General features: G+C 71.7%; 24 protein-coding genes and 3 pseudogenes. 21 read left to right on the top strand and 6 right to left on the bottom strand.

Features of this window, described 5'->3' with window-relative positions:
* The first annotated feature begins 488 nt into the window (after nucleotides 1–488).
* From ACWC0C_RS42600 to ACWC0C_RS42540, 13 genes are all read left to right on the top strand, one after another.
* Nucleotides 489–1718 (top strand): M16 family metallopeptidase, encoded by a 1230-nt coding sequence (locus ACWC0C_RS42600; protein WP_450870112.1) that lies wholly within the window; start codon nucleotides 489–491, stop codon nucleotides 1716–1718.
* Nucleotides 1715–2860, top strand: a complete 1146-nt coding sequence (locus ACWC0C_RS42595) for a hypothetical protein (protein WP_450870110.1) — start codon at nucleotides 1715–1717, stop codon at nucleotides 2858–2860. The genes ACWC0C_RS42600 and ACWC0C_RS42595 overlap by 4 nt, the downstream gene beginning before the upstream one ends.
* The gene (locus ACWC0C_RS42590; protein ID WP_450870109.1) at nucleotides 2857–3984 is read left to right on the top strand and encodes a hypothetical protein; all 1128 of its coding nucleotides are present in this window, start codon (nucleotides 2857–2859) and stop codon (nucleotides 3982–3984) included. The genes ACWC0C_RS42595 and ACWC0C_RS42590 overlap by 4 nt, the downstream gene beginning before the upstream one ends.
* Nucleotides 3985–3987: 3 nt before the next feature.
* Nucleotides 3988–4926 (top strand): ABC transporter ATP-binding protein, encoded by a 939-nt coding sequence (locus ACWC0C_RS42585; RefSeq protein WP_450870107.1) that lies wholly within the window; start codon nucleotides 3988–3990, stop codon nucleotides 4924–4926.
* On the top strand, nucleotides 4926–5681 hold the full coding sequence (locus ACWC0C_RS42580) for an ABC transporter permease (RefSeq protein WP_449201254.1): 756 nt from the start codon (nucleotides 4926–4928) through the stop codon (nucleotides 5679–5681). Before ACWC0C_RS42585 ends, ACWC0C_RS42580 begins: the two co-directional genes overlap by 1 nt.
* Complete coding sequence (locus tag ACWC0C_RS42575) at nucleotides 5674–6546, top strand: hypothetical protein (RefSeq protein WP_450870105.1); 873 nt, start codon at nucleotides 5674–5676, stop codon at nucleotides 6544–6546. The genes ACWC0C_RS42580 and ACWC0C_RS42575 overlap by 8 nt, the downstream gene beginning before the upstream one ends.
* A gap of 23 nt (nucleotides 6547–6569) precedes the next feature.
* Nucleotides 6570–7829 carry an ATP phosphoribosyltransferase regulatory subunit gene (locus tag ACWC0C_RS42570; protein ID WP_450870104.1) on the top strand — a complete coding sequence of 420 codons (1260 nt, stop codon included), beginning with the start codon at nucleotides 6570–6572 and terminating at the stop codon, nucleotides 7827–7829.
* A gap of 96 nt (nucleotides 7830–7925) precedes the next feature.
* Nucleotides 7926–9275, top strand: a complete 1350-nt coding sequence (locus tag ACWC0C_RS42565) for a UDP binding domain-containing protein (protein ID WP_450870102.1) — start codon at nucleotides 7926–7928, stop codon at nucleotides 9273–9275.
* A 77-nt stretch (nucleotides 9276–9352) separates the two neighbouring features.
* Nucleotides 9353–10270, top strand: a complete 918-nt coding sequence (locus ACWC0C_RS42560) for an NAD-dependent epimerase/dehydratase family protein (RefSeq protein WP_450870101.1) — start codon at nucleotides 9353–9355, stop codon at nucleotides 10268–10270.
* The gene (locus ACWC0C_RS42555) at nucleotides 10267–10956 is read left to right on the top strand and encodes a PIG-L deacetylase family protein (RefSeq protein WP_450870100.1); all 690 of its coding nucleotides are present in this window, start codon (nucleotides 10267–10269) and stop codon (nucleotides 10954–10956) included. Before ACWC0C_RS42560 ends, ACWC0C_RS42555 begins: the two co-directional genes overlap by 4 nt.
* A 133-nt stretch (nucleotides 10957–11089) precedes the next feature.
* Nucleotides 11090–12490: a helix-turn-helix domain-containing protein gene (locus ACWC0C_RS42550; protein ID WP_449201248.1), complete on the top strand. Its 1401-nt coding sequence runs from the start codon at nucleotides 11090–11092 to the stop codon at nucleotides 12488–12490.
* Nucleotides 12491–12611: 121 nt separating this feature from the next.
* Entirely contained in the window at nucleotides 12612–12794 is a 183-nt protein-coding gene (locus ACWC0C_RS42545) for a hypothetical protein (RefSeq protein WP_450870098.1), read from the top strand.
* Between the two features lie 80 nt (nucleotides 12795–12874).
* Nucleotides 12875–13075, top strand: coding sequence for a hypothetical protein (locus ACWC0C_RS42540; protein ID WP_450870097.1), 201 nt, complete (start codon nucleotides 12875–12877; stop codon nucleotides 13073–13075).
* 88 nt (nucleotides 13076–13163) lie between these two features.
* On the opposite strand, the gene ACWC0C_RS42535 is transcribed toward ACWC0C_RS42540, so the two are convergent.
* Both ACWC0C_RS42535 and ACWC0C_RS42530 read right to left on the bottom strand, forming a co-directional pair.
* Complete coding sequence (locus tag ACWC0C_RS42535; protein WP_450870095.1) at nucleotides 13164–13289, bottom strand: hypothetical protein; 126 nt, start codon at nucleotides 13287–13289, stop codon at nucleotides 13164–13166.
* Between the two features lie 44 nt (nucleotides 13290–13333).
* Nucleotides 13334–16390, bottom strand: a complete 3057-nt coding sequence (locus ACWC0C_RS42530) for an AfsR/SARP family transcriptional regulator (RefSeq protein WP_450870093.1) — start codon at nucleotides 16388–16390, stop codon at nucleotides 13334–13336.
* Nucleotides 16391–16664: 274 nt separating this feature from the next.
* Here ACWC0C_RS42530 and ACWC0C_RS42525 point away from each other — a divergent pair.
* Nucleotides 16665–16763: pseudogene (locus ACWC0C_RS42525) on the top strand (restriction endonuclease); the annotation flags it as partial.
* A gap of 69 nt (nucleotides 16764–16832) precedes the next feature.
* A complete protein-coding gene (locus ACWC0C_RS42520; RefSeq protein ID WP_450870092.1) occupies nucleotides 16833–17489 on the top strand; it encodes an HD domain-containing protein in 657 nt (218 codons plus the stop codon).
* Between the two features lie 15 nt (nucleotides 17490–17504).
* On the opposite strand, the gene ACWC0C_RS42515 is transcribed toward ACWC0C_RS42520, so the two are convergent.
* Both ACWC0C_RS42515 and ACWC0C_RS42510 read right to left on the bottom strand, forming a co-directional pair.
* Entirely contained in the window at nucleotides 17505–17708 is a 204-nt protein-coding gene (locus tag ACWC0C_RS42515) for a hypothetical protein (RefSeq protein WP_450870091.1), read from the bottom strand.
* 134 nt (nucleotides 17709–17842) lie between these two features.
* The gene (locus tag ACWC0C_RS42510) at nucleotides 17843–18076 is read right to left on the bottom strand and encodes a hypothetical protein (protein WP_450870090.1); all 234 of its coding nucleotides are present in this window, start codon (nucleotides 18074–18076) and stop codon (nucleotides 17843–17845) included.
* Nucleotides 18077–19594: 1518 nt separating this feature from the next.
* Between ACWC0C_RS42510 and ACWC0C_RS42505 the strand changes: the two genes are divergently transcribed.
* Nucleotides 19595–19894: a hypothetical protein gene (locus tag ACWC0C_RS42505; RefSeq protein ID WP_449202107.1), complete on the top strand. Its 300-nt coding sequence runs from the start codon at nucleotides 19595–19597 to the stop codon at nucleotides 19892–19894.
* 421 nt (nucleotides 19895–20315) lie between these two features.
* Nucleotides 20316–20504: pseudogene (locus ACWC0C_RS42500) on the top strand (transposase); the annotation flags it as partial.
* A gap of 10 nt (nucleotides 20505–20514) precedes the next feature.
* Here the strand turns inward: ACWC0C_RS42500 and ACWC0C_RS42495 are convergent.
* Entirely contained in the window at nucleotides 20515–21486 is a 972-nt protein-coding gene (locus ACWC0C_RS42495) for an Lrp/AsnC family transcriptional regulator (protein ID WP_450870088.1), read from the bottom strand.
* Nucleotides 21487–21596: 110 nt separating this feature from the next.
* Between ACWC0C_RS42495 and ACWC0C_RS42490 the strand changes: the two genes are divergently transcribed.
* The 4 genes from ACWC0C_RS42490 (at nucleotide 21597) to ACWC0C_RS42475 (ending at nucleotide 24512) form a co-directional block, all read left to right on the top strand.
* On the top strand, nucleotides 21597–23075 hold the full coding sequence (locus ACWC0C_RS42490) for an MFS transporter (RefSeq protein ID WP_450870086.1): 1479 nt from the start codon (nucleotides 21597–21599) through the stop codon (nucleotides 23073–23075).
* Between the two features lie 92 nt (nucleotides 23076–23167).
* The gene (locus ACWC0C_RS42485) at nucleotides 23168–23326 is read left to right on the top strand and encodes a hypothetical protein (RefSeq protein WP_450870085.1); all 159 of its coding nucleotides are present in this window, start codon (nucleotides 23168–23170) and stop codon (nucleotides 23324–23326) included.
* 114 nt (nucleotides 23327–23440) lie between these two features.
* Nucleotides 23441–23854 carry a hypothetical protein gene (locus ACWC0C_RS42480; protein ID WP_450870084.1) on the top strand — a complete coding sequence of 138 codons (414 nt, stop codon included), beginning with the start codon at nucleotides 23441–23443 and terminating at the stop codon, nucleotides 23852–23854.
* A gap of 157 nt (nucleotides 23855–24011) precedes the next feature.
* On the top strand, nucleotides 24012–24512 hold the full coding sequence (locus ACWC0C_RS42475; protein WP_450870082.1) for a hypothetical protein: 501 nt from the start codon (nucleotides 24012–24014) through the stop codon (nucleotides 24510–24512).
* 25 nt (nucleotides 24513–24537) lie between these two features.
* Here the strand turns inward: ACWC0C_RS42475 and ACWC0C_RS42470 are convergent.
* A pseudogene (locus ACWC0C_RS42470) lies at nucleotides 24538–25353 on the bottom strand (IS5 family transposase).
* Between the last annotated feature and the right edge of the window lie 56 nt (nucleotides 25354–25409).

The following is a 25409-nucleotide window of genomic DNA, read 5'->3' as shown; positions in this document are numbered from 1 at the left end:
GACATCGCGAGATTGACACATGGCCCCACAGCAAGTCAATAAACCTAGTCAAGTTCCTGAGTCGGGGAGTGGTGGCGGGGAGCGGAGCCATCGACCAGCATGTCCATCGTGCAGCGCGCCACCGCCTACGGCCCCTTCGAAAGTTATTGACAGAGTTACTTGACTGAGCTGTCTCGGTCATGGTCATATCGCTTCACCGGCAAGGAGATCGAATGCCTTGCCGATTTCTCACACAATGAAGGAGTCATCATGACCCGTAACCACGCTGTCGGCCTGCGTCCCCGTCTCGACAAGATCAAGGTCCGCACGGGCAAGTAAGCAGGCCCAGTGCCGGGCTGCCGCCGGACCCAGTTCGGGCGGCGGCCCGGCCGCCGCATTCCCGGCCGTGTCCGCGGGTCCGGTTCCCGGCGGTGCTCCCGGCGGCCTCCCGGACGGGACCGCACGCAGCCCCACCCCGCCCGCACCGCGCAGCGACGGAGACCTCCCCCGTGACCGAACAGCTCCTGACGCAGAACGTCCCCGTACTGGTGGACCACACCCCCGGCAGCCGCACCACCACCGTGTGCGTCGCCCTCGGATCGGGTGCACGGCACGACCCCGAGGGGGTCGCCGGTGCCACGCACATGCTCGAACACCTCGTCATGTCGGTCCCGCTGGACGGCGGCCCCTCGCTGAGCGAGCGCATCGAGCGGCTCGGCGGCAACTCCAACGCCCTCACGAGCCCCGAACTCCTGGTGGTCCACGCCCAGGTGCTCAACGAGGACGCGCCGCAGGCCATCGACTGGATCGGCGCGGCCCTGCTCCGTCCCGAACTGACCGCCGCCCACTTGGACAAGGAGCGCCAGGTCGTCCTCCAGGAACTGGCCGCTGCGGCCTCCGACCCCTCTGATGCGGTCCAGGACGCCTTCCTGGCCCGGCTGTTCGCCGGCCACCCGCTCGGATCCCCGGTCGGCGGTGACCCCGAGAGCATCGCGCGCATCACGGTGGACGTCATGCACGACGCCCACCGCCAGGCCCTGTCCAGCGCACCCGTCGCGGTGAGCGCCGTCGGTGGACTGCCCACCGGCGAACTGCTCGCCGCCCTCGACAAGGCGGCCCTCGGCACCCTCCCGGCCGCGACGCCGCTCGGCGCCCGTCCGTCGCAGGACCCGCCCCCGGTCCGCACCGGACTCCCGGAGCGCTGGCCCGAGGAGTTCTGCTGGCTGCAAGCGGGCAGCCGGGCGCCCCGCCTCGGCGATCCGCGCCGGCACGCCTACACCGTGCTGGGCCATCTGATGGGAGCCAGCCCCGCCTCCCTGCTCTATGCGCGCATCCGCAACGACGAGGCGCTCGCCTACTCCTTCCAGTCCTGGTCCCGTAGCTACAGCGACACCGGCGCCTGGCGGATGCTGGCCGGCGTCGATCCCGCCAACGGCCCCCGGCTCCTGGACTCCTTCCGCGCGCTGCTCGCCGAGATCGCCTCGGACGGGCCGGGCGAGGAGGCCTTCTCGGCAGCCGTCCGGCAGGCCGTGGTGGAGGTTGTGCTGCGCGCCGAGTCCCAGCAGGAGGCCGCCATCGCGCTGGCCGCCGACCGGGTGCTGGCGGCCGAGGTCACCCTGCCCGAGCAGGAGATCGAGGCCCTCGGGCGGGTCGCGCAGGACGAGGTCGCCGCCGCGGCGGCCGCGGTGGCGCGCGAGCTGGTCGCCGTGGTCCGTCCCGAGGCGGACCAAGCCCCGTGACCACCGACCCCACCACCGCCCCGCCGCCTGCCGCTGCGGTGCCGCCCGCCGCCGCTCCGGCGCCTACCGCGGCCCTGACCGCCTGCGTGACCACCGACCCCGCCGCCGCCCCGCCGCCTGCTGCTGCGGTGCCGCCCGCCGCCGCTCCGGCGCCGCCCGCCGCCGCTCCGGCGCCCACCGCGTCCCTGACCGCCTGCGTGACCACCGACCCCACCGCCGCCCCGGCGCCCGCCGCCGCCCCGCCGCCTGCCGCTGCCGCCCCGCCGCCCGCCCCCGCTCCGGTGCCCACCGCGCCCCTGACCGCCTGCGCCGACTATCTGGCCGCCGCCGACGAGGCGGGCCTCCTCCACCGGACCGACGGCCTGGTGTACGTGGCCGGCCCCTACCACGAGCCGCTCACCGGACTCGACCAGTGCCTGGTGGAGCATGCCGACCCGCGCCTGCTGCGCGCGGCGCCGGCCTTCCTCGAAGAGCTCTTCGCCCGCTTCCCGCAGTGCACCGAGGCGATCGTCCGGGTGCCCGGCGCCGACGACCCGCACCCTGCGCTCACCCCCCATCTGAGCTACCTGTCGCTGCCCGCAGGGGCCGCACATGCCCCGCAGGACGCGCGAACCCCCGGGCTGAGGGTCGTCGCGGACGAGGCCCGCGAGCACGACCGCGCCGTCCACGACTGGTTGTGCCGGGCCATGGTCACCGGTGCCGCGGGCCGCGGCCTGACCACCCGGCCGCAGGAGGTGCGGGCCGCCGCGGACGCCCTGCTGGACTCTCCCGGCCGGCGCACCTTCGTCGTGTACGCCGACGGCGGCGACCACCCGGTCGGCCACGCCACGCTCTGCGTCGACGCCCACGACGACCCCAGCGGAACGGACTTCGTGGACCTCGTCGACATCCTGATCGACGACCCCGTCCGGCACCCCGCCGCGATCGCGGCCCTGGTGCGGGCCTGTGCCCTCCTGGCGGAGGGCGTCGGGCTGCCCCTGCTGGGCAACGTCTGCCACGGCCTCGACGAAGCGGGCCGCAGCGGAGCCGTTGCCACGGCCCTGGAGGCCCGCGGCTGGCGCCGCACCCATCAGTACCGCCACGCATCCCGCCCGAGCGCGAAGGGCGCGGCCGCACCCCAGGACCAGGAAGAGGCCCAGTGAACCCACCGACTCGTTCCGCCTTCCCCTTCAGCCTCGACCTGCTGTACGAGCTGCTGGACGTCGACCGCGACCTCGCTCCCCGCCACCTGCTGCGGCGGGCGCGGCAGGAGGGCGCCGTCGTGTCGACCCTGGTGCTCTCCCTGGCCGAGCGCGAGGGGGTGGCCCTGGGCGAGGGATCCCGGGGCGAACTGGCCCGGATGACCCGCCGGTGCGAGTTGTACCGGGAACTGGACGCGGCGGTCCGCGCGGTACCCGGCGCGCGCACCGTCAAGGGCCCCTCCCTGAACCGCTACTACCCGGAAGGTCTGCTGCGGTCGGTCGGCGACCTCGACGTCGTCGTCCCCGACGAGAGGACGCTGTGGCGGGTGCTGGCCGAGGTGCTCGACCGCCAAGAGGCGGTCGAGGTCCTGATGACGCAGCTGGACGAGGGCGGCCGGCGGGACCTGCTGGTCTCGGTGTGGTGGCTCGGCGAGGACCCGATGCTCGACCTCGACCGCGGGGTGGAGGTGACCACCTTCGCCTACGGCGGACTGCCCGAGCGGGGCGTACCGCCGCGACCCGAGCTGCCCGCCGAGCAGGTGCACGCCGATGTGCTGGCGGTGGCGGAGGAACGCTTCCAGCGCGACTTCACCCTGAAGGACGTACTGGACCTGGTCTGCGTCCTCACCTCACCCGCGGCCCCCGACCCGGCCGCGCTGGCCCGGGTCGCCACCGACTACGCGCTGGCGCCGGAGCTGGAGGAACTCTGCCTCAAGGCCACCGGCCACCCGCTGCTGGCCCCCGTCGTCCCGGCGGAGCTGCCGGCCGGCCTGCGTGAGCCCGCCCGCCTCGAACGCGCCCGCCGGGCCGCCCTCGGGCCCCTCGCCGGCGCACCGCGCCGCTACGGCTTCCAACTCACCGAACCGCTGCGGCGCGGAGCCGGTGACGCGGTGGAGGACCACGACGTCGGCGGGGTGCTGCTGCGCCGCACCCCGGTGGCCGACCTCCTGCTGGTGACCGGTGAACTCGTCGACCCCGCCGACCACGAGGCCGCGCTGTCCGCGCTGTCCGCGCTCGCCCCGTGGCCCGAGCGCCCGGCCCCGGGCACGGCCCCGGCCCCCGTCCCCGCCGGAAGCGGGAGCTGAGCCGTGGCGATCGTCGACGTACAAGAGCTCGGCCGGGTGTTCACCCCCCGCCGCGGCGCCGAGGTCACCGCGCTGGACGGGGTGACCTTCAGCATCGGGGAGGGGGAGGTGCTCGGTCTGCTCGGCCCGAACGGCGCGGGCAAGACCACCCTCTCCCGCATCCTGACCACGCTGCTGCTGCCCACCTCCGGCACCGCCCGGATCGGCGGCCACGACGTCGTGCGCCAGTCCAAGGAGGTCCGCCGCCTGATCGGCCTGGTCCTGGGCGGCGACCGGGGCCTGTACGGCCGCCTGACGGCACGTCAGAACCTGCTGTACTGGGGCGCCCTGCAGGGAATCGGCGGCAAGACCGCCCGGCAGCGGACCGACGAGATGCTGGAGCGCTTCGGGCTCGGCGCCCGCGCCGACGACCGCGTCGAGCTCTTCTCGCGCGGCATGGTCCAGCGCGTCCACCTCGCCCGGGCCCTGCTGAGCCGCCCCCCGCTGCTGATCATGGACGAGCCGACCAACGGCATGGACCCGCACGCCGCGGCCGGCTTCCGCCGGCTCGTCCACGAACTGAAGGACGCGGGCTGCACGGTCGTCCTGACCACGCACGACATGCACGAGGCCCAGGACGTCTGCACCCGCATCGCCCTCATCGACCACGGCCGCATCCTGCACATCGGCGCAGCCGGCGAGCTGCTGGCCCGGATCGGCGCACCGCGCACCATCCGTGCCGAGGGCGTTCGCGCGGAGGTCGCCGCCCGGATCGCGGAACTGCCCGGCACCGTCGAGGTCACCGAGCAGGGCGGCCTCACCGCCCGGCTCGACGGCGCGCAGGCCCAGTCCGCGGCGCTGGCCGTCCTGCTGGAGGCGGGGGCCACCGAGATCGCGGTGGCGCCGCCGGGGCTCACCGAGTTGTACCGCACGGTCATCACCGACCGGGAGTTCGCGCTCTGATGCTCCACTTCGTGCGCGCCCAGGCGCAGATGCTGATCCGTTCGCCCCAGCTCTTCGCCACCCTGGTGGTGATCCCGTGCTACTCGCTGGTCTTCTTCCACTTCCTGAAAGGCCACCACCAGGGCGGGCTGGCCACCACCACGGCCCTGACCGCCTTCCTGATGGGAGCCTGGTCCCACGCGGTGTTCGTGGCCTCGCAGGCGGTGGACGACGACCGGGCCCAGGGCACCCTGAGCCTCTCTCTGCTGACGCCTTCCCGCTACCTGCTGGCGCTGGCCCTGCGGACCCTGCTGACCACCTCGCTCGCACTGCCCGTGCTCGGGGAGATGTTCCTCGTCGGCCGCTGGGTTTTCGGGCTGCCGATCCGGGTGGACCGGCCAGGGCTCACCCTGGTGGTCGCGGCGCTGGTGACGGCCGGGGTGGCGGCCACCGCGCTGCTGATGAGCGGTCTGATGATCCTGGTCCGCGCCGCCCGCAGCCTGCAGAACGCCCTGACCTACCCCTTCTACCTGCTGGGCGGGCTGATCCTGCCGGTCGCGACGCTCCCCGAGCCGCTGCGCTGGATCGCCCGCGGCTTCTTCCTCTCCTGGGGAGCGCAACTGCTGCGGGACGCCGCCGCCGGCCCGGTGCCCGATCTTTGCGCCCGGCTGGCCGTGCTGTGCGCCCTGGTCGCCCTCCAGGCCGCCGCCGGGCTGTGGGCCGTACGCCGGGTGCTGTCCCTCGTACGCAGTGGACGGGTGGTTCTCCATGACTGACCTCGCTCCCGGAACCGGCCCCGCTCCCGGCGGCCTCGCCCCGGATCCGCTCCCCGCCCGGCGCCCGGCGCCGTCCGCCCGGCTGCGCGCCGCCGGACGTCAGGTCGCCTACGGCGCGCTGGCGAGCTACCAGGACTACCGCGCGATGTTCACGCTGCGGACCTGGCTCTTCGGCTGGACCGTGCGCCTGATCTGCCAGGTGCTGTTCTTCGCCGGCCTGGGCCGGCTCGTGGGCTCCCCCTCCGCCGAGGCCTACCTCGCGTTCGGCAACGCCGCGGTCCTCGGGCCGCTGGGCGCGCTGGGCGTGGTCTCCTCCACCGTCGGCGAACGGGTCTCCGGCACCCTGCAGTTCCTGCTGCTCAGCCGGGGCAGCACCGTCCTGGTGCTGGCCTCGCGGGGCCTGCACTGGATGGCGGACGGCCTGCTGACGTCGACCATTGCGCTGTGCGTGGTCTCCCCGCTGCTGGCGGTGCCGCTGCGCTGGGCGGCGTTGCCGGTGATCCTCGCCGTGCTCTGCCTCAGCACGGTGTCCTGCTACTGCCTGGCCCTGTGCATGACCAGCATCAGCGTCCGCAGGCCGGGCTGCCGGATGTATCTGACCGCCGGCACCACCATCGTGCTGATGCTGCTCGCCGGGGTCACCACGGCGGTGCCCGGGTCCGGGGCCGCCGGTCTGCTGGCCCGGATCCTGCCGCTCACCCACGGCCTGTCGGCGGCCCGGACGCTGGCCGCGGGCGGTCCGCTCGACCTGGGCGCGGTGGGCGGTGAGGCCGCCGTCGCGACCGGCTGGGGCCTGCTGGCCTGGCTGCTGCTGACCAGGGCGCTGCGGCACACCGTCCGCACCGGATCACTGTCGCTGCGCTGAGCGCGCTCCCAGGGGAGGTACACATGAGTTACGCGTTCGAGGCCCTGCCCCGCGGGTTCAGCGACCTGGTGGGCGAGGAGGCCGCCCAGGGGGTATGGGCCGAGGCGACGTTCCGTTCGGTGACGCGCAGTTTCGGCTTCGCGCCCGTCACGGTGGCCCCGGTCGGGTACGCGGAGACCTTCGAGCAGTTCGGTTCCGCGGCCACCGGACGCATCTTCGCCTTCGAGGACCTCTCCGGCCGGCGGCTCGCTCTGACCGCGGACTCCCTGGTGGCCGTGTTGCGGGCACTGGCCGGGTCGGGGCGGCTGACCGGCGGCGCCAGCGCCCTCGGCGCGGCCTGCGTGCCCATCGCGCGCTACCGGCGCAAGCGGCACCGGGGCTGGAGCCAGGCGGTGGCGGTCATCTGCAACGAGTCCGACGAACTCGCCGCCGACCTGACCCTGTTGCGGCTGTGGGCCGAGATCTTCCAGATCCTGGGCCCCGCCGCCGGGGGCCGGCTGGAGTACTGCGACTACGGGGTGCTCGACGCGATCGCCGCCGACGAGGGCCTGAGCCCGGCCGACGCCCGCACCGCACTGCACCACCGGCGCCGTGGCACCGGGGAGCCGCGGGACGCGGAGCCGGCCCCGCCGTCCCGCGAACGCTTCCTTTGGCGCCTGGACCGCCTCTCCGCGCTCTGCCGCGGGCTGCCGCCGGACCAGGCCCCGCAGCGGGTGGCGGCGGCAGAGCCGGTGGCCGTGGAGCGGGCGGCCCACCTGCGGACCGTCCTGACGATCGCCCACGAGCTGGGGGTCCGGGTGGAGTTCGGCCTGGACTGGGAGCACGCGCCGGAGTACCAGGCGGGGTTGTGCTTCCTGGCCCGTACCGGCGACGGCCGGACGCTGGGGGACGGCGGTGGCTACCACCACATGGTGCGCACCCTGGACATCGGGCTGAGCAGCTGCTGGAGCACCAGTGCCTCGGTCAGCCTGCTGGCCGAGCTGGGACCGGTGCCCGAGGCGGAGTGCGTGCACCTGATGCGTATGCCCTCCGCCGACCTGCGCACCTTCATGGACGCCGCCCGGCGGCTGCGCGGGGCCGGGTACGACGTGCTGGAGCACTGGCGGCCCCGGAGGCTGGGCCGCCAGCTCCGCCGTGTCCCGGCCCGGCCCAGCCACTGGTTCGCGCTGGTGGGGGAGAAGGAGGCCGCCACGGGGCGGCTCACCTTGCAGAACGCGGCCACCACCGGGCTCACGAGGAACCTCGACCTGGCCGAAGCACAGACTGCCCACGCATACCGCTGACCATATTTGTGACTGTGTTTATGACTCCAATATTGACTGCCTTGTAAAGGTGTCAATATCATCCCGTCAATTAGATTCGACCAAGGGAGTAGGCCGATGGAGCCCTCGACGTCCCCCCGCCCGCTGCTGGCGGCGCTGCAGGACCGGACGGAGCCCGTCACGGTGTGGGGGGCGGGCTTCATCGGTCTGTCCGCCGCGTGCGCGCTGGCCGAGGCGGGATTCCCCTGCACGGTCCTCGACACCGACGGGCACCGGGTGCGCGAGATCAACGCCGGAGCGGTCCCGCTGCCGGGCTTCGAGGACGTCATCCCCCTCGCCGCCGCCCGCTCCGGCGGACGGCTGCGCGCCGCGTCCCCCGACGACACCGCGGCGGTCGCCGCCCGGGTGCACCTGGTCTGCGTCAACACCGACCGCGACGGTCGGCCGGTGACCGGGCCGCTGACCACGGTGCTGACCGCCATCGGCCGGGCCCGCGCCGACGGCGAAACCCTCATCGCCCTGGAGAGCACGGTCAGCCTGCGCTGGCTCGACGACCTGGTGCCCGCCGCGCTCGGCGCCGTCCCCACCGTCGACGCGTCACTGCACCTGGTGACCGCGCCACGCCGGGACTGGATGCTCTCGCCCGACATGAACCTGCGGACCCTGCCCCGGGTCGTGGGCACCGCCCGGCCGGAATCCCTGCCGCTGGCCCGGGAGCTGTACGGGGCGGTCAGCGAGGTCGTCCACCCCGCGCCGGACTGGCGGCACGCCGGGCTGACCAAGCCCGTGGAGAACCTCTACCGCTACCTGGACCTGGTGCTCACCAACCAGCTCGCCGAGGCCTACCCGGGCCTGGACGTGCCCGAAGTGCTGCGGCTGGCCGGCACGAAGTGGAACGTCCCCACCTTCCACCCCTCCATCGGCATCGGCGGCTACTGCATCCCGCTCAGCCCCCGGTTCGCCGTCGACGGCACCGGCGACCCGGGCCAGGACGCCCCGCTGCCCCTGGTCGCCGCCGCGATGGCCTGGGACGACGACCACCCGGCCCGGGTCGCGGAATCGATCCTCCGGATCACCGACGGCCCCATCGGCATCCTCGGCCTCAGCTACGCGCCCAACGCCAGGATCGTCGAGGGCTCGCCCGCCAGGCGAGTCGCCGAGCACCTGCTCGCCCGCGGCGCCGACGTGCTGCTGCACGACCCCTACTTCACCCCCGAGGAGATCACCGCCCTCACCGGCGCCCGGCCGCTGCGCTGGCCGGACGACCTGGGCGGCCTCGGCACCCTGATCGCCGCCACCCCGCACGACCTCTACGCCGACCTGCCCGACCGCCTCTCCGCCCTGCAGGACCCGCCGGCCCTGGTGGACAACCTCGGCGGCTACGGCGCCGCGCTGCGCGGCACCGCCGTCCCCTACGCGGAATGGGGCACCCCCGCCGCGCGGCCCTCCGCCGCACCCCGGCCCTGAGCCCCGGGCGGCACCCGCCCACCCATCCGCCCGTCCGGCCCCCGTCCCTCGCTTCGTACACCACCCAAGGAGACCCCATGAAAGCCGTCGTCACAGGCGGAAGCGGATTTCTCGGCAGCACCATCGCCTGCCGCCTGATCGAGGAGGGCCACGACGTCACGGTCCTGGACCTGGTGCCCATCGGCACCAAGGCCCTGCGCCCCGACGCCCGCTTCGTGCAGGGCGACGTGCGCGACAGCGACCTGCTGATGAAGACCTTCCAGGGCGCCGAGGAGGTCTACCACCTGGCCGGCGTACTCGGCACCTCCGAACTCCAGGAGACCCCGCAAGAAGCCATCGACGTCAACATAGGCGGCACGGTCAAGGTCTTCGAAGCGGCCGGCACCTGCGGAGTGCCCCGGGTCTTCTACCCCGGCAAGCCCAACGTCTGGCTGAACACCTACACCATCACCAAGGCGGCGGCGGAGTCCTTCGCCCAGATGGCCAACGACTCCGGCCCCAGCCGCATCTGCTCCCTGCGCTACTACAACGCCTACGGCCCCGGCCAGTCACTGCTCCCCATCCGCAAGATCGTCCCCGCCTTCGCCGCCCAGGCGATGCGGGGCCTGCCCATCCAGGTGTACGGCGACGGCGAGCAGATCGTGGACATGGTCTTCTCCCACGACCTCGCCGACATGACCATCCGCTTCACCCGCGCCGAGCGCACCGACGTGATCCCGGACTGCGGCAGCGGCATCAGCGTCAGCGTCAACGAGGTGGCCACCGCGGTCAACGAGCACTTCGGCAACGCCGCCGGCATCCAGCACCTGCCGATGCGCCCCGGCGAGGTGCCCCGCACCGTCCTCACCGCCGACATGACCGAGCTGCGCGAGGTCCTCGGCGACCTCCGGCTGAGCGACTACACCACCTCCCTGGCCGAGACCCTGGAGTGGTACGCCCGGCTGCCCGCCGAGCAGATCGACAAGACCGTGGCCTTCTACGGGTGGCAGGTGTGAGCGCAAACGGGACCGCACCGGGCGCCGGGCACCGGCCGGCCTCCGTGCTGGTGGTGGTCGCCCACCCCGACGACGCGGAGATCGCCGCCGGCGGCACCATCGCCCACCTGCGCGCGCACGGGGTCCGGGTGGTCACCGCCGTCCTCTCGCTGCCGGAGTCCGGTGCCGGGGCCGAGCGGCGCACCCGCCACACCGAGCAGGCGGCCGCGACCCTCGGCTACGAGCTGCGCTGGCCGACCGGCGGCGAGCACCGGCAGGTCGCCGACATCGGGGAGATCCCCCTGGTGGCCGCGGTGGACCGGCTGATCGCCGAAGTCGCCCCCCGGGCGGTGCTCACCCACTGGAGCGGCGACGGCCACGCGGATCACCGCCTCACCGCCCGGGCGGCCGCCGCCGCCACCCGCACATGCCGCGTCGACCTCTACGGGATGCGGCCGGGCGAGATGCGCACCCCGGCGTTCTCCCGCTTCGCCCCGCAGGTGTTCGTCGACATCACCGCGTACGCCGCGGCCAAGCGGAGCGCCCTGGAGCCCTTCGGTACCGCCCGGCCCGGCTTCCGCCCCGTCGACCTCGCGGCGGTGGAGGCCGCGGACCGCTTCCACGGAAGTCTGAGCGGAACCGGCCGTGCGGAGGGCTTCGTCGTGGAGCGCGCCCACGGTCTCGGGGGGCTGCTCCCCGCCGGCTGAACCGCCGGGCCCCCGTAACGGCGCTTTCTCGTCCCCACTCGTCGGCAGACACACAGGCCTGGCACCATCTGGCCTTGACCGAGTATATTCACTCGTTATGTCCAGCCGTCAGTCACAATAAGGGGAAGCCATCATGGCGGAATCGCAGGCTCTGGGTTCACGGATCCGCCAGCTGCGCCGCGCCGCCGGCCTGTCGCAGATGGACCTGGCCGGCGAGAAACTCTCCCCGAGCTACATCTCGTTGCTGGAGGCGGGCAAGCGGACCCCCTCCCCGCAGGTCCTGAAACAGATCGCCGCCCGGCTCGGCTGCGCCCCCGGGGAACTGCTGGAACTACTCGCGACCGAACGGCACGACACCCTCCAGACCGATCTGCGCTACGCGGAGATCAGCCTGCGCAACGGCGACTCGAAGACGGCCCTGGACACCTATGCCGCGGTCCGCGACGAGGCCGCCGCGGCGGGGAAGGACGCCATCCGGCTGTCCGCCGAGTACGGCGTGGCCCAGGCCCTGGAGCACGACGGCAGGCTGGAGGAGGCCACCGACCGCTACCAGAAGCTGCTGGACCACGCCGACTACGGGCAGTCCCTGGTCCCGCGGCTCGCGGTGGCGGTGGCACTGTGCCGCTGCTACCGGGAGATGGGCGATCTGGCCCACGCGATCGACCTGGCCACCGCCACCCTGGAGGAGGCCCGCGAGCTCCAGCTCACCCCGACCGTGCTGGGCGTCGAACTGCTGGCCACGCTCGTCGGCCTGCACTGCGAGCGCGGCGACCTGCACCGCGCGGCCGCTCTGGCCCGGACCGCCATCGAGGAAGCGGAGGGCATCAGCGACCGCAAGGCCCTGGGCGCCGCGTACTGGAACGCCGGGGTGGTGGCGCACCGGGGCGGCGCCTCCGCCGACGCCCTGCTGCTGCTGGAACGCGCCCTGGCCATCTACTCCGAAGGCGACGACGCCCGGGCGCTGTCCCGGCTGCGCAACGCCTACGCGTCCGTGCTGATGCAGTCGCAGGACGGCGACATCGCGGAGGCCAAGGCGCAGCTGACGCGCAGCGCCGAGAGCCTGGCAGACCACGGCAGCACCGTCGACATGGCGTACTGCGAGACCGCGCTGGCCCGCGCATGCCTGCTGGAGTCCGACGCCGGCCAGGCCGAGCGGCACGCCCGGCGGGCACTGGAACTGCTGGGCGGCGGACACCGGCTGGAGACCGCGCGCACCCTCCTGGTCCTGGCGGGCGCCCAACTGCAGCTCGGAGACACGGCGGCGGCCGAAGCCGGCTGCGAGCGGGCCGCGCTGCTGCTGGAGGCCTCCGAGGCGGACCGGCAGGCGGCCGCCGCCTGGAACGACCTCGGGGACCTGCTGGAGCGCTCCGGACACACCGACCGTGCCCTGGGGGCGTACCGGCAGAGCCTGCGCTGCCTCGGCCAGCGCAGCAGCCTGCTCCCGGCCACGGGCCCAGCGGCCGTCACGGGGGCGTCCGGCGCGCGAACACCCGCCGCGGGCCCCGCCGATCACCAGCGATCGACCCGGTCGTAGATCGGTTGCTGAATCCGTGTTGATCGCCGGCGCCTAACGTCGGAGGAGACCGCGCAGGACGGGGCGGCCGCCCCGTCCCGGCACCGTTCATCGGTTCCCCCGACGAAAGCAGATGCTTCGCATGCCGTACGCCTCCAGCCGCCCCACCGGTGCCCACCGCCGAGCCGCCCGGACGGTGGTCCTGGCCCTGCTGCTGGCGGTGCTCCCCGCCTCGCTCGCCACGGCGCCGGCACCGGAGTTCCGCGACGCGCTGACCGCGATCGAAAGCACCTCGCCCACCAGCGACATCCCCCTCTGCTGCTGACCCGACCCGTCCGCAGCAGCGCACCACCCCTCAATCAACCACCGGCAGACCACCGGTGGTGACCTCAAGGAGGACCTCCCATGTCTCAGCTGCGCCGCGCCTGTACGGCACTCGGCCTGACGCTGCTCGTCGCGACCGCCCTGGGCGCCGTCGGATCCGCCCCCGCCGGCCCGGCGCACACCCGCACACCGGCGGGCGGGCACAGCGTCGTCCAGGCCGACGGGCGGCCCGAGGTCAACAACACCGGATCGAGCTACGACCCGCCGGGCGCGAAGATGTGATCCACAGCTGACGAACGGCCGTCCGGCGGCGCGGGCCCCCCCGCCCGGGCGGCCGTTCCCGTACGCCGCCCGGCCCCCCGTTAGCGGGTCACGCCGTCGGGCGGTAGGCGGTCAGCCAGTTGGGGAAGGCGGACAGGTCGTCGAGAACGCCGTCCGCCCCGGCGGCGCGCAGTTCGTCGGCCGTGCGGGGTCCGGCCGCCACGGCGACCGACACAGCCGCCGCCGTACGGGCCCCGCCCCCGTTCCCGTACCGCCCCGTCAGCCCGGCCCGGCCAGCCCGGCCAGCAGCTTCGACACGTCGGCCGCGTCGGGCAGCCCCAAGCGGGTGAAGACACCGCGAGCCCGCTCCAGATGCTCCCTGGCCCGGCCCGTCTCCCCCAGATCGGCCAGCGCCCGCCCCATGACGACCAGGGCCTGCGCCCGGTCCCGTTCGGAGCACGCCTCCTCGCAGCGGGCGACCGCCGCGGCCGCGTGCTCCACGGCCTCCTGCCGCCGCCCGGTGCTGCGCAAGGTCTCCGCCAATCGGTAGAGCACCTGTGCCTCCCGCTGCCGCAGCCCCGCCGCCCGGCACACCGTCAGAGCCTCGCCGTAGCGGGCCACCGCCTCCTCGTAGCGGCCCAGGTCGTGCAGCGCCAGGGCCAGCACATAAAGGGCATAGGCCGTCCCGACGTTGTCACCCAGTTCCCGCATCAGCGACAACGCGGACTCGGAGGACGGAATGGCCTCCTCGGGCCGCCCGCTGCGTACCCGGGCCAGCGCCGCGTTGACGGTCGTCACGGCCGCACCGGAGTGGTGGCCCAGGTCGTGCGCCAGAACGATCGCCTCGTCGAAGCAGGCCGCCGCTTCCTCGAAGCGGCGCAGGAACTGCGCCACGAGACCGAGGTCGTTGAGGGCCTGGCGCAGCGCGTACACGTCTCCCGCGGCACGGGCCGCCTCGACGGCCAGCCCGGCGTGCCGCCCCGCGTCCTCGATCCGGTCCGCGCGCAGCGCGATGCCCCCGCAGAGCATCCGTGCCCGCCCGATGATCCTCTGGCAGCCGGCGAGTTCCGCGGTCTCGGTCAGCGCCAGCGCCACCGGGGTCATCCGCTCGTACCACACGGCGTGGGCGAACGGGCTGACCGCGAGCAGCAGGTCCACCGCACTGCCGAGCCGGTCCTGCGCCGCATCCGGCAGACGCAGCGTGACGGCGCTCAACGCCGCCGCGACCAGGCCGTCGATCTCGGCCACCACCCAGGCACGCGCGGCGTGCACGTCGTGGAACTCCAGCCCGGCCGATCTCAGCGGGCCGAACGCGTCCGCCACCGCATCTCCGGGAATCGCGTGCGGGAACGCGCTGGCGGCCGTCGCCAGCAGGAAGTCCAGCAGCCTGCCGAGGGCCGCCGCCGCCTCCCCGGCGTCGTGGGACTCCGCACGCTGCCGGGCGAAGACCCGTACCAGATCGTGGTACGCGTAACGACCGGGCTTGGCGGACTTCAGCATCGCCGCGTCGGTCAGCGACTCCAGCAGGACCTCGGCGGTGGCCTCGTCGACACCCATCGCGGCAGCCGCCGCCGGCACCCCGATGTCCGCCGCACCGGCCAAGGCAACCAGCCGGAACGCCCGCGCCTGGGCGACGGTGAGCTGCTGGTAGCCCAGTTCGAAGACCGCGTCGATGGCCAGCGCGCCGATCCTCAGCTCGGCGATACGCCGCTGCTCGTCCGCCAGGCGCGCGGTCAGCGTCGCCGCCGTCCAGGCGGGTCGCGCCGCCAGCCGGGTGGCCACGATGCGCACCGCGAGCGGCAGCTGGCCGCAGGCCTCGACCAGTTTCAGTGCGTCCTCCCGCTGCGCCGCCAGCCGCTCCCGGCCGATGATCGAGCCGAGCAGGTCCAGCGCCTCGTCGGAGCGGAACGGCTCCAGCAGGAGCTGGGCCGTCAACGGAAGGTCGAACATGGGCGATCTGCTGGTGAGGATCACGGCGCAGCTGGACGATCCCGGGATCAGCTCGCGGACCTGGGCGGCGTCCCGGGCGTTGTCCAGGACGATCAGCACCCGCCGCCCGTCGACCAGCGACCGGAACAGCCGGCAGCGGTCTTCGACGCTGTCGGGCACCTCGTCCTCCGGCACACCCAGCGCGGCCAGGAACCCGGCCAGGACGAAGCCCGGTTTCGCCGGGTCGGCTCCGCTGCCCCGCAGGTCGGCGTGGAGCTGTCCGTCGGGGTAGTGGGCCCGGGCCCGGTGGGCGATGTGCAGGGTGAGGCAGGTCTTGCCGACGCCCCCCATCCCGGCGGCGGCCAGCACGACCGGCGTACGGCGCACCGGTTCGGTGAGCAGCGCGAGCCAGGCGCCCACCTGATCGGCCCGGCCGACGAAGTCCGGTGCGTCGTAGGGGAGCTGGGCGGGCACCGGCTGCCACGCGGAGGGCACGGCCGCCGGGGCCGATGCCGCCGGCCGGCCGGCCTCGCCGCTGTCGCCGTCGTCGTCGTGCGGCGGCACGCAGTAGCCCTCGGTGCCCTGCTCCGGCGGCCGCGGTTGAGGCCGGGGCTGCGTCGACTTCGGCCGGGCCCCGTCGGGTCCGGCCAGCGCGGGGTCGCCGACCAGGATCCGCCGGTGCACCGCGGCCAGTTCCGGACCGGGCTCGATGCCCTGCTCCTCGATCAGCAGGTCCCGCACCCGGCTGAACACCGCGAGCGCGTCGGCCTGACGGCCCGCCCCGTAGAGCGCGCGCATCAGCAGGCCGTAAGGACGTTCCCGCAGCGGGTGGGCGTCGGTCAGCTCGACCAGGTCCGGGACGGCCGAGCGATGATGGCCCAAGGCCAGGGCGAGCTCGAAGCGCTCTTCGCACAGCGTCAGCCGCAACTCCTCCAGCCGGACGCGCTGCCGCTCGGCGAACGGCCCGGGCACCCCGGCCAGCGGCTCCCCCTGCCAGAGGTCCAGGGCTCGCGCCAGCATCCGTGCGGCTTCCGGCACTTGGTTGCCGGCCGCGGCGCGGGTGGCCCCGGCGGCCAGTTCCTCGGCACGGTTCAGATCCAGTGCTCCGTCCGGCACGGCCAGCCGGTAGCCGTCACCGGCCAGTTCCAGGACGGTCGGCGCGGTGCCCTCCGTCTCCAGCAGCTTGCGCAGCCGCCAGACGTAGGTGCGGATGGTGGTCACCGCCCGGGTCGGCGGCGCGTCCGCCCAGAGCGCGCCGACGATCTGGGCCATGGACACGGGCTGGTTGGCGCGCAGCAACAGAAGCGACAACAACGCCTGCTGCTGCGGTGGTCCCACGCGCAGCTCGACGTCCCCCCGGTACGCGCGAACCGCGCCGAGTATTTCGAAATGGAATGCTTCAGCCACCCGGTGTCTCCCCTCGCAACGGCCGGCAAGGCGAGCAGACATGATCGCTCGCGGATACCCTTAAGACGCCATCTGCCGGGCCGGGGATCCAACTTTTTGACCTTTTGTCGAGGCCACCGCACCGAGTGCCGAGAGCCCGGGAACGAGGGCCGATACGCGGTCCCGCGGAGCCCCGGGCACCCGTGCCACCGAGCTGCTGCGCGCGAATTTACGGCTCACCTATGCAGGACGCGGTGGAGCCACTGGCTACGAAGTTGCGATCCTCGGCCTGAACTTCGCCAAGCAGCAGCGCCTCCATGTGGTTGACCGCCACACCCTCGGAGTCTGGGCATCCGGCTCACGCCCTCTGTGGGAGCTGCTGCGCGCCGTCCCTGCGGGCTCTGGCATAGATCTTGGGGAGCGGTCGCTCTGCGAGCCGGACAGTGCATGCCACGATGAGCCCATGAGTGATGAGCGCCGTGGCCTACTTGCCGAGAAGACGCCCTTCCCCGACGAACTCGGTGATCGACTGCATGCCCAACTCACCTTTCTCGTCGAGATCGATCAGCTCAAGACCATCCTCCGTCAGTCTCCCCTCGCTGCGACGGACCGCCGGGAGAACGACGCGGAGCACTCGTGGCACCTGGCGATGATGGTTGTGATCCTCGCTGAACACTCCGACCAGCCTATCGACGTGGGTCACACCGTTCAGCTCGTCCTCCTGCACGATCTGGTGGAGATCTACGCCGGCGACACCCCCCTGTACGACAGTGCCGCGGGGAGCGATCAGCACGAACGGGAAGTTGCCGCTGCCGACGAGCTCTTCAGCCTGCTTCCGGCGGATCAGGCTCAGCGCATGCGGCTTCTGTGGGACGAATTCGAGGAACGTAGCACTCCCGAAGCCAAATTCGCCAAGGCGATGGACCGGCTGCAGCCACTGCTTCTCAACTGGATGGCGCGCGGCGGTACGTGGCGTACTCCGGGCGTCACCGCTGACGATGTCCGGGCCCGCAAGGCAGTGATCGGGGAGGCATCCGCCTCCCTGTGGAAGGCTGGACGACGCCTCATCGACGAGGGCGAGACACGCGGCTGGTCGAGACGCAGCACGCCCCGGAGGTGACGGGTGCCACGTCGGTCACTGGAGCAGAACCATCTTGCGGAGTAGTTCGAATCCGGCTCGTCCATAGAGCTGCCTTTTGATCTTCTTGATGCGGTTCACGGCGCGTTCGGTGCCGCCGGAGATCCAGTGCAGGGTGAGACCGGCGGTCACAGCGTCGAGGTCCCTGAGCAGGTGGAGTGCGAAGTCGGTGAGGCCGGGCAGTTGCCGCGTCGACAGCATCGATCTCGCCGAAGCCGCGAACGTGTGCGGCAGCGGCATCCAGTTCGGGGCAACGGGCGAGGACGGCCTTCAGCGCGACTCGTTCTTGCTCGCGCAAGGTTGCGGGGTGACGGGTGAGCCAGCCGGCGACTTGCTCAGCGCCGCCTGCGCCTCCAACGGGCTTTCTCGGCAAGCAGTTCGCGGTGCAGGCAGGTGACACTCGTGCATCCCGCAGCGAACCGCCGCTTCAGATAAGGCTTGTAGAGATCCAGCCTGGTGGGCCGGGGCCGGTTTTCCCGGAGGGTGTCCTGCCACTGCGCGGCCTTCTTGACTGCGGCCAGAAGGGCGGCGAAGATCCGCTGCCACGTGACGTCGACCGACCAGCGCAACAACCGGATCGGCCGGCATCAACGGCTCGATCCGGTCCCACATCGCATCGCTGATCGCCAAACCGGACAGACACATCCGATCAACTGCTAAGCCCATCAAAGAGACACGTCTTAGACCCCACCACATCGGCCGCCTCGTTGACCACGCCCATAGGAGCTCCCCTGTAGACACCGAACGATCCAGGATTTCCGCGAAGCCTGCACCACCTGCCGCAACCCGGCGAACCTTCCCGGTCAGAGCATTAGCGACGTTCCTTGAGGTTCAGCGCGCCTACGAGCAGGACGATCATTAAGACCCACCAGAAGAATACGGCGGGGACTGTGAGCCACACGTTGTTGCGGAAGATATAGAGGGCGCCGAGGCAGCCGGACAAGAATCCGGTTCCCCAAAACGCGACTGAGAGACAGCTAAGGCAACCGCCTGGCTCCGCGGGTAGGTTGCTGTGCCCGCTTTCAGGCGGGAGGGGGGCGTCGGGGCGTTCGCCCCCGTCCTCGTGCCCGTGGTGCCCCCCGTGGTGGCCGCCGGTATGCCCACCGTGCCCGCCCCCGTGGCCTCCGCCCCCATGGCCCCCTGCGTTCATTCATGCCTCCCCGCCCGCAGCCCCACTGTGACACTGAGATCCAGGCGAAGGAAGGACCTTTCGCGGCCCGTGGCGGGGTGGTGGCCTACTGCTTCCCGGACCGCAGTCAGGGCAGACGCTGGCCCACGCAGTGGGCGGTGGACATCCGCAAGGACGAGACGCGGGCGCGGGATCTGCTCCACGCGGCCCGCAAACCCGCCGCCGACACTGAACCACAGGCTCAACTGAAGCTGTTGAACGCGTGATTCTCCAATTGCCTGCCGAGCTTCTAGCGAATCGCGGGCGGAGCGCAGTGGACGAGGACGGTCGTCGACCTGTGTGCCGCACGGCTGTCCACGAATGCCGACGTCCGCCCGCTCACGGGCGCGGACACGGAGGACGGCCTGGCCTGCCTCGACTCGGTCGTCGCCGACATCGAAGAGGCACGCTTCCTGGAGGACAAGGTACGGGCGGCGCTCGTCGACTGCGCGCCCCAGTGCACTCCGGATGTGGCTTTCCGGGTAGACCCTCGACGCGTTGCGGGACCGCTGCACCCGGGTGGCGCGGCGGTCATGAACGCCCATCCTGCCGCCACCGGACGACCCTGAATGCCGAAACTGAACCGGCGGTTGAAGTGCCATCAGCACAAAGAACATAAGCTGCAAATAGTGTCGATGGACGCGAGAATGTCAGTACGTTGGATACGGCCCCACCGTCATCACCGCGCTCGCACAGGCAGGCGGCCCCATGGCGCGGCCGGCACCCTCGCGCTGGCTCTGTACGGGACGGGTCACCTCGCGCAGCGTGGAAGGTGTCCGCATCGGCACTCCTGGCAGCGAGTCAACCCGCGCCGCAGGAGGAAGCCATATGACGTAACGTTAGTAACCTCAGACTTTGGTAGCCCGTTGAGAGATATGTAAAAAGCAATTTGCCCTGGATAACTAGATCAGGAGTATGCGTGTCTCTCGCGATTTCCCGGCTCGCCGTCGCCGTCTGTGGCGCTTCCGTCGCCGCGCTGGCCGCCGCTGGTTCGGCCTCGGCACACGGCCACGACGGCACGTCCGTCAGCCATGGCGGCCCGTCCGTCAGCGGCGTGGCCAACCCCACGGCTAGCACGGGAGCGATCCAGTCGGGCATGGCGCCCAACACCGCTGTGCACCCCGTGACGCAGGTCAACCCGACCGTCAGCGGAGTGGGCAATTCCGCCGTTGGCACGGGGGCGATCCAGCCGGTCCTGGCGCCCACCACCGCGGTGTAGCCCGTGACTCAGGCCGCTCCGTCCGCCTGACTCGGTGCGATGTGCCCGACATCAGGAACTGACCTGCCTGCGGGGTCGGTAACAGCTGCCCCGCTTGCGTTCTGGGACAGGCGCGGGTGAGGTGCACAGGCCGGGGATTCGCGGGATTGCTTGGTGTCCCTGGCTGTGGCAGCGCGGTTCCTCCTCCGCGCTGGCCTTGGTGTGCAGGCTCGGCGAATGAGCCTGCACACCCACATAGGCTGCGACGGACCGGACAGGCAAGGGGCCGGTCCGCGCCCCAGGTACTCGGCGATCGCAAACACGGATGCTGCGCCGGGCGAGTTCTGCACCTGCCTTTGTTCCCTGCGCGAGGCAGGGTGCCCACCGAGCGGCCGAGCAGGGGCGTCCCGCCCCCCAAAGGCCGGTTCGCGACGCGATTCACCCAGCCGGTATACAGCACCTGCTCAGCCGTGCGTCTTGGGACGCCGACAAAGTCCACGACGACATACGCGACTTCGTGGTCGAGCACCTCGGCGACGAGGACGCCGTCCTGGTGGTCGAGGAGACGGGCGATCTGAAGAAGGGCACAGAGATCGTCGGCGTCCAGCGCGAGTACACCGGCACAGTCGGCTGACGAAGTGTCAGATTGGTAGCACCGCTCCGGCTCGTTTCACGGTGCGGATGACCGGGGCGGTTTCGAGATGGCGGATGGCGTCCAGGACCGGGATGCGTTCGGTCAGGTAGCGGTAGAGGTCGCGGGTGTCCCGGCAGATGACCGCGGCCATGAGATTGGTACTTCCGGTGGTGACGGCCGCGAACGACACTTCGGGGTGCTGGGCGAGGGTGTTCGCGACCGAGACGAGGTCGGACGGCGCTACGGACATCCACAGCCGGGCCTCGGCACGGTAGCCGAGCACCTCCGGCGGGATGTCGATCATGTACGAGAGCACCCCTGAGTGGCGCAGCTGGTCCATGCGGCGCTTCACCGTCGACTCCGACCAGCGGGTGACGGCCGACAGCTCCGCGTACGTGGCCCGGCCGTCCCGGGAGAGGACGTCGAGCAGGGCCTCGTCGGACTCGGTGAGGATGGGCGGCTCGTCGTCGGCCGGCGCGGGGGTGGGGGGTCGTAGTCTCTCGGCCTGTTCGGGCGAGAGGCTGTTGAGGGCGGCCCAGCCGATCGGTTTGGCGAACACGTGCAGCATGGAATGGGCTGTGACGGAGACGACGCGATGGGTGCGCGGCAGCTTCTGCAGGAGCAGGGCGTCGCGTTCCTCGGGTGTCGGTGTCTGGGTGGTGCAGGAGATCTCGGTGCCTCCGGACAGCAGATGTACCCAGAAGGTGTCGGCCCGGCGGGCGAGGGCCGCGGCGACGGAGCCGGCGGCGTCGGGGGTGCACTTCAACCGGATCGTCCACGAGTGGTAGCCGAGCCGGGCCCCGTCGACCGTGCCGACGACGCGCAGCACACCGCTCGTGCGCAGCCTCTGGTAGCGGCGGGCGATGGTGCGCTCGGACACGCCGAGCACTTCGGCGATCTTGCTGAAGGGGGCCCGTCCGTCGAGCTGAAAGGCGTGCAGGAGGCCTCGGTCAACCTCGTCCATGGCGACGGATTCCATCTCTGCACCTCATTCAGTGGCGGATTCTATTAATAGCGCCCCTATTGCTGGCCAGTATCCGGCATCGAGAGCGACGGTGCGGGGGTTACCGAAGAAGGGGGAACCCCTCCATGCGTAAGTGGTGGCCGCTGGTGGCGGTCTGCCTTGGATCGTTCATGCTGCTGGTCGACGTCACGATCGTGACGGTCGCGCTGCCCGACATGGCGCACAGCCTGAAGGCGTCGTTCGCCGGCATGCAGTGGGCGCTCAACATCTACGCCCTGGCCCTGGCCATGCTTCTGATCGGCGCGGGATCACTCGCCGACCGCGTCGGGCACCGGAAGCTGTACGTGGCCGGGCTGGCCTTGTTCGCGCTCGCCTCGCTCGCCTGCGGCCTTGCGCCCGACGCGGGCTTTCTCATCGTCGCGCGCGGCGTGCAGGGGGTGGGCGGCGCGGCGATGTTCGTGACGACGCTGGCGCTGATCGCAACGGCGTACGAGGGCCGCGCCCGGGGCCTGGCGATCGGCATCTGGGCCGCGGTCGGCGGTGCCGCCGCGGCGGTCGGCCCGATGCTCGGCGGGCTGCTGACCGAGTACCTCGACTGGCGGGCGATCTTCTTTGTGAACCTGCCGGTCAGCGCCGTGGGCATCGCGCTGACCCTGCTGGTGGTCGGCGAGCCCGAGCGCCCGGGGTCCAAGCGCCTCGATGTCATGGGCACAGCCACCTTCGGCGTGTGTGCGGGCGCGCTCACGTTCGGCCTGAACCGGGCCGACGCCGACGGCTGGACGTCCTCCCCGGCGCTCGGCCTGTTCGCCCTGGCTGCGGCGGCCCTTGTCGCGTTCGTCGCCACCGAGCGGGGACGTACGAACGCGCTGATCGATCTGAAGCTGTTCCGCAATGTGTCGTTCGTCAGCGTCATGCTCGGCGCCGTCGCCATGTCCGCCGCCTTCTCCTGCCTCGTCTACACCTCGGTATGGCTCCAGGGAGTGCTCGGGCTGAGCCCGGTGCGGGCCGGTCTGGCACTGGCCCCCCTGGCCGCAACGGCGTTCGTGGCCTCCACGCTGGCCGGCCGGCTGCTGCATGACGTCACGCCCCGGCTGACGATCGGCATCGGGCTGCTGCTCATCGGATTGGGCTGCGCTCTGCAGTCCGTCCTCGGCGCACACTCCACCTCCACGGCGCTCATTCCCGGCCTGATCGTCACCGGCGTGGGCGTGGGCATCACCGGGATGTCCCTGAGCGCTGCCGCGCTCGGCGCGGTGTCCGCGCGGCAGGCGGGCATGGCGGCCGGCGCGCTCAACACCTTCCGCCAGCTCGGCTACGCGCTGGGAGCGGCCGTCCTGGGCGTGGTGTTCCGCAGCGGCGCCGAGGCGAAGCTGCGCGGCCGTACGGCCGACGCGCACACGGCCGCCACCGCGATGAGCGACGGCAACGCGCCCCACCTGCGGGTATTCCGCGCCGCGGCCGCGCACGCCCTGGTCGAAGTCTATTGCGTCGCGGCGGCGCTAGGGGTGGTCGCGGGCCTGCTGGCGCTGCTCTTCGTCCGCGGTTCCGGGCCGGCACCCGAGCCCGCGGCGGCTCCCGAGCCGGAGCCCGCTGTCCGGGGATGACAACTGGTCGGGTGGCGCAGCGCCACCCGACCAGTCACCTGAGCGCCCGTCACACGCCCCGCAGTGACTCCACGACCGGTGCGAAGGCCTCCATGGCCGTCTCGCGCAGCGGTGACCCGGAGACGATCCACGGCATCGTCCTGACCGGGCACGCCAAAGCAGACACCAAACCCGCCTCGATGAAGTCGTTCCATCCAAAGATTTCCGAAACGGCCATCTACGCGAAGGCGTTCGAAGCCGCCCTCCGCTAAGCAGCCCATACGCCTCGGCCCGCTGGGGGAGAACCGACGTGGCCCTTCCCCACCGGGGCTTTGAGTAGGCGTACGGATACCAGACCACTCCACGAGCAGAGGACGATCGACGGCATGGCCTACCTGATACGCGCCGCGAAAACCACCATTGTGGTCGCGGTCGTCACGTTCGGCTCCTGGAAGCTCCTCGATGCTCTGGGTGCGCTGCTCGATCACCTGACCACGGCGGACAGCGACCGCAACCCGCTCGCCGGGGTCCCCTACTACTGGGCCGTCGACGCAGCGGTCATCGTCCTCTACCCGCTCGGCTTGTGGGCGGGCCTCAGGCTGGTCAGGGTCCGCGGAAACCACCTCGCGGTCGTCGCCGGCGTCTTCACCTGGTTCGCGCTCATGCTGAAGCATCTGGACATCAGCACGACTGGGAACGCTCTCCGACTCACGGTCCACGTCCTGCTGACAGCTGTCGCGTCCCTGCTGCAAGCGATGCTGACGCCCGCCAGCACACAGCCGAAAGCCCCGCTGCCTTGACGCGTCGGCCAGCGAGGATCGTCCTCCTGCGTGGCGTCGGCAAGCTACTGCTGCTCGCCTACGTCCTTTTCGAGAGAGCACTGTCTCTTATCGTCTCGACCAGCCGAGGAAGGCACATCGCCTCGCCTCCGGCGAAGCAGCGCGGCAGGGCCGCCATGTGTCCGAGGTCCGGCTCCGCACCATCGCCGACAGGTACGAGGAGGAGACACCGCTCACGCTGCGTCTCCTGGCCATCGACGACCACTGCGTGCCGGGAACGCTCGACTGGGACCTGTTCAGTCCACGATGGCCCACCTGCAAGGTGCGCTGCTGGATGCGGCTGACCGCCTACTACACGAGCCCACTGCCCGTCTCGGACACCATCGACGCGATTCTTACTGCGGGCGACCAGCCCCTGTCCCCGATCCCCTTCACCCACGAGCATGATGGCACCGGCACCGACCTGATCCCCGGCCCGCCCGGAGACAGGGTCCGCGCAGGGCACATCCTCGACTGGGACAACTCCCGCCACACCCTGCCCGGCCCAGAGGAGAATCCCGGCCTGTACCGGCGGGTGTACGAGCCGCCTCACGCCACGGTCACCGCGATCCGACACCAACACGGCATCATTTACCGCCTGATCCTGCCCGCAGACGACTACTACCGGATACCACGTTGAAACGAACTGTTCCTTGCAGGCCATTTCATTTGGGCAGTCTGCGGTAGCAGATGAGTGTGGCTGCGAGGGCGGTGAAGGCCAGGAAGTGGCTGGCCTTGCGTTCGTAGGGGCGGTGCAGCCGTCGGCATCCGCTGAGCCAGGCGAGGGAGCGTTCGACGACCCACCGGTGTCGGCCCAGATGTTGGGAGCTCTCGACTCCGCGTCGGGCGATGCGAGGGATGATGCCCCGCGCGTAACCATCGCCGCAGGTGAGAGTAGTCGTATCCCTTGTCGCCGTGGAGTTTGGTCGGGCGTCGTCTGCGGGGTCCGCATCGGGAGCGGATGGGCGGTATCCCGCGGACGAGGGGCTCGAGGGCCTGGCTTTCGTGCAGGTTGGCAGCGGAGATGCCGATTGAGCGGGGTAGCCCGTTCCGGTCGACGATGAGGTGGATTTTCGATCCGCTCTTACCGCGGTCGGTCGGATTCGGTCCCGTCAGTGTCCCCCTTTGACCGCGCGGACACTGACGGAGTCGATCGCGCACCGCGACCAGTCCAACTCGCCCTGAGTACCCGGTTCGTCGAGCACCAGGCGATGGAGCTTGGCCCACACACGAGCCTGGGACCACTCGGTGAACCGCCTGAACGCGGTCACCCCAGACGGGCCGAACCCGGGAGGGAGCTGGTTCCACGTGCAGCCTGACGTGGCCACGAACACGATGGCGGCCAAAACTTCGCGATCTCCATGGCTTCGACGCCGACCACCACCCTGCGGGCGGGTCGGAGCCGGCGGCGCAACCCGCTGGAACAACTCCCACAAACGGTCGGGGCCTCCCCCTGAGTGGTGGACACGCTGATACTGGATCTGCTTGGTCCGGAGGAAGCGAGAAGACCGCCGATGGCGATGAAGGACTACTCGGA

It is taken from the genome of Streptomyces sp. NPDC001709 (assembly GCF_053596375.1).
The sequence above is the reverse complement of the archived record's forward strand: the minus strand, read 5'-3'. Positions and strand labels throughout refer to the sequence as shown.

Excerpts from the sequence above, each read along its gene's own strand:
- ACWC0C_RS42580 (WP_449201254.1), top strand. The coding sequence starts at position 4,926 with ATGCTCCACTTCGTGCGCGCCCAGGCGCAGATGCTGATCCGTTCGCCC.
- ACWC0C_RS42575 (WP_450870105.1), top strand. The coding sequence starts at position 5,674 with ATGACTGACCTCGCTCCCGGAACCGGCCCCGCTCCCGGCGGCCTCGCC.
- ACWC0C_RS42570 (WP_450870104.1), top strand. The coding sequence starts at position 6,570 with ATGAGTTACGCGTTCGAGGCCCTGCCCCGCGGGTTCAGCGACCTGGTG.
- ACWC0C_RS42565 (WP_450870102.1), top strand. The coding sequence starts at position 7,926 with ATGGAGCCCTCGACGTCCCCCCGCCCGCTGCTGGCGGCGCTGCAGGAC.
- ACWC0C_RS42560 (WP_450870101.1), top strand. The coding sequence starts at position 9,353 with ATGAAAGCCGTCGTCACAGGCGGAAGCGGATTTCTCGGCAGCACCATC.
- ACWC0C_RS42550 (WP_449201248.1), top strand. The coding sequence starts at position 11,090 with ATGGCGGAATCGCAGGCTCTGGGTTCACGGATCCGCCAGCTGCGCCGC.
- ACWC0C_RS42545 (WP_450870098.1), top strand. The coding sequence starts at position 12,612 with ATGCCGTACGCCTCCAGCCGCCCCACCGGTGCCCACCGCCGAGCCGCC.
- ACWC0C_RS42540 (WP_450870097.1), top strand. The coding sequence starts at position 12,875 with ATGTCTCAGCTGCGCCGCGCCTGTACGGCACTCGGCCTGACGCTGCTC.
- ACWC0C_RS42520 (WP_450870092.1), top strand. The coding sequence starts at position 16,833 with ATGAGTGATGAGCGCCGTGGCCTACTTGCCGAGAAGACGCCCTTCCCC.
- ACWC0C_RS42515 (WP_450870091.1), bottom strand. The coding sequence starts at position 17,708 with ATGCTGTCGACGCGGCAACTGCCCGGCCTCACCGACTTCGCACTCCAC.
- ACWC0C_RS42495 (WP_450870088.1), bottom strand. The coding sequence starts at position 21,486 with ATGGAATCCGTCGCCATGGACGAGGTTGACCGAGGCCTCCTGCACGCC.
- ACWC0C_RS42490 (WP_450870086.1), top strand. The coding sequence starts at position 21,597 with ATGCGTAAGTGGTGGCCGCTGGTGGCGGTCTGCCTTGGATCGTTCATG.
- ACWC0C_RS42485 (WP_450870085.1), top strand. The coding sequence starts at position 23,168 with ATGGCCGTCTCGCGCAGCGGTGACCCGGAGACGATCCACGGCATCGTC.
- ACWC0C_RS42480 (WP_450870084.1), top strand. The coding sequence starts at position 23,441 with ATGGCCTACCTGATACGCGCCGCGAAAACCACCATTGTGGTCGCGGTC.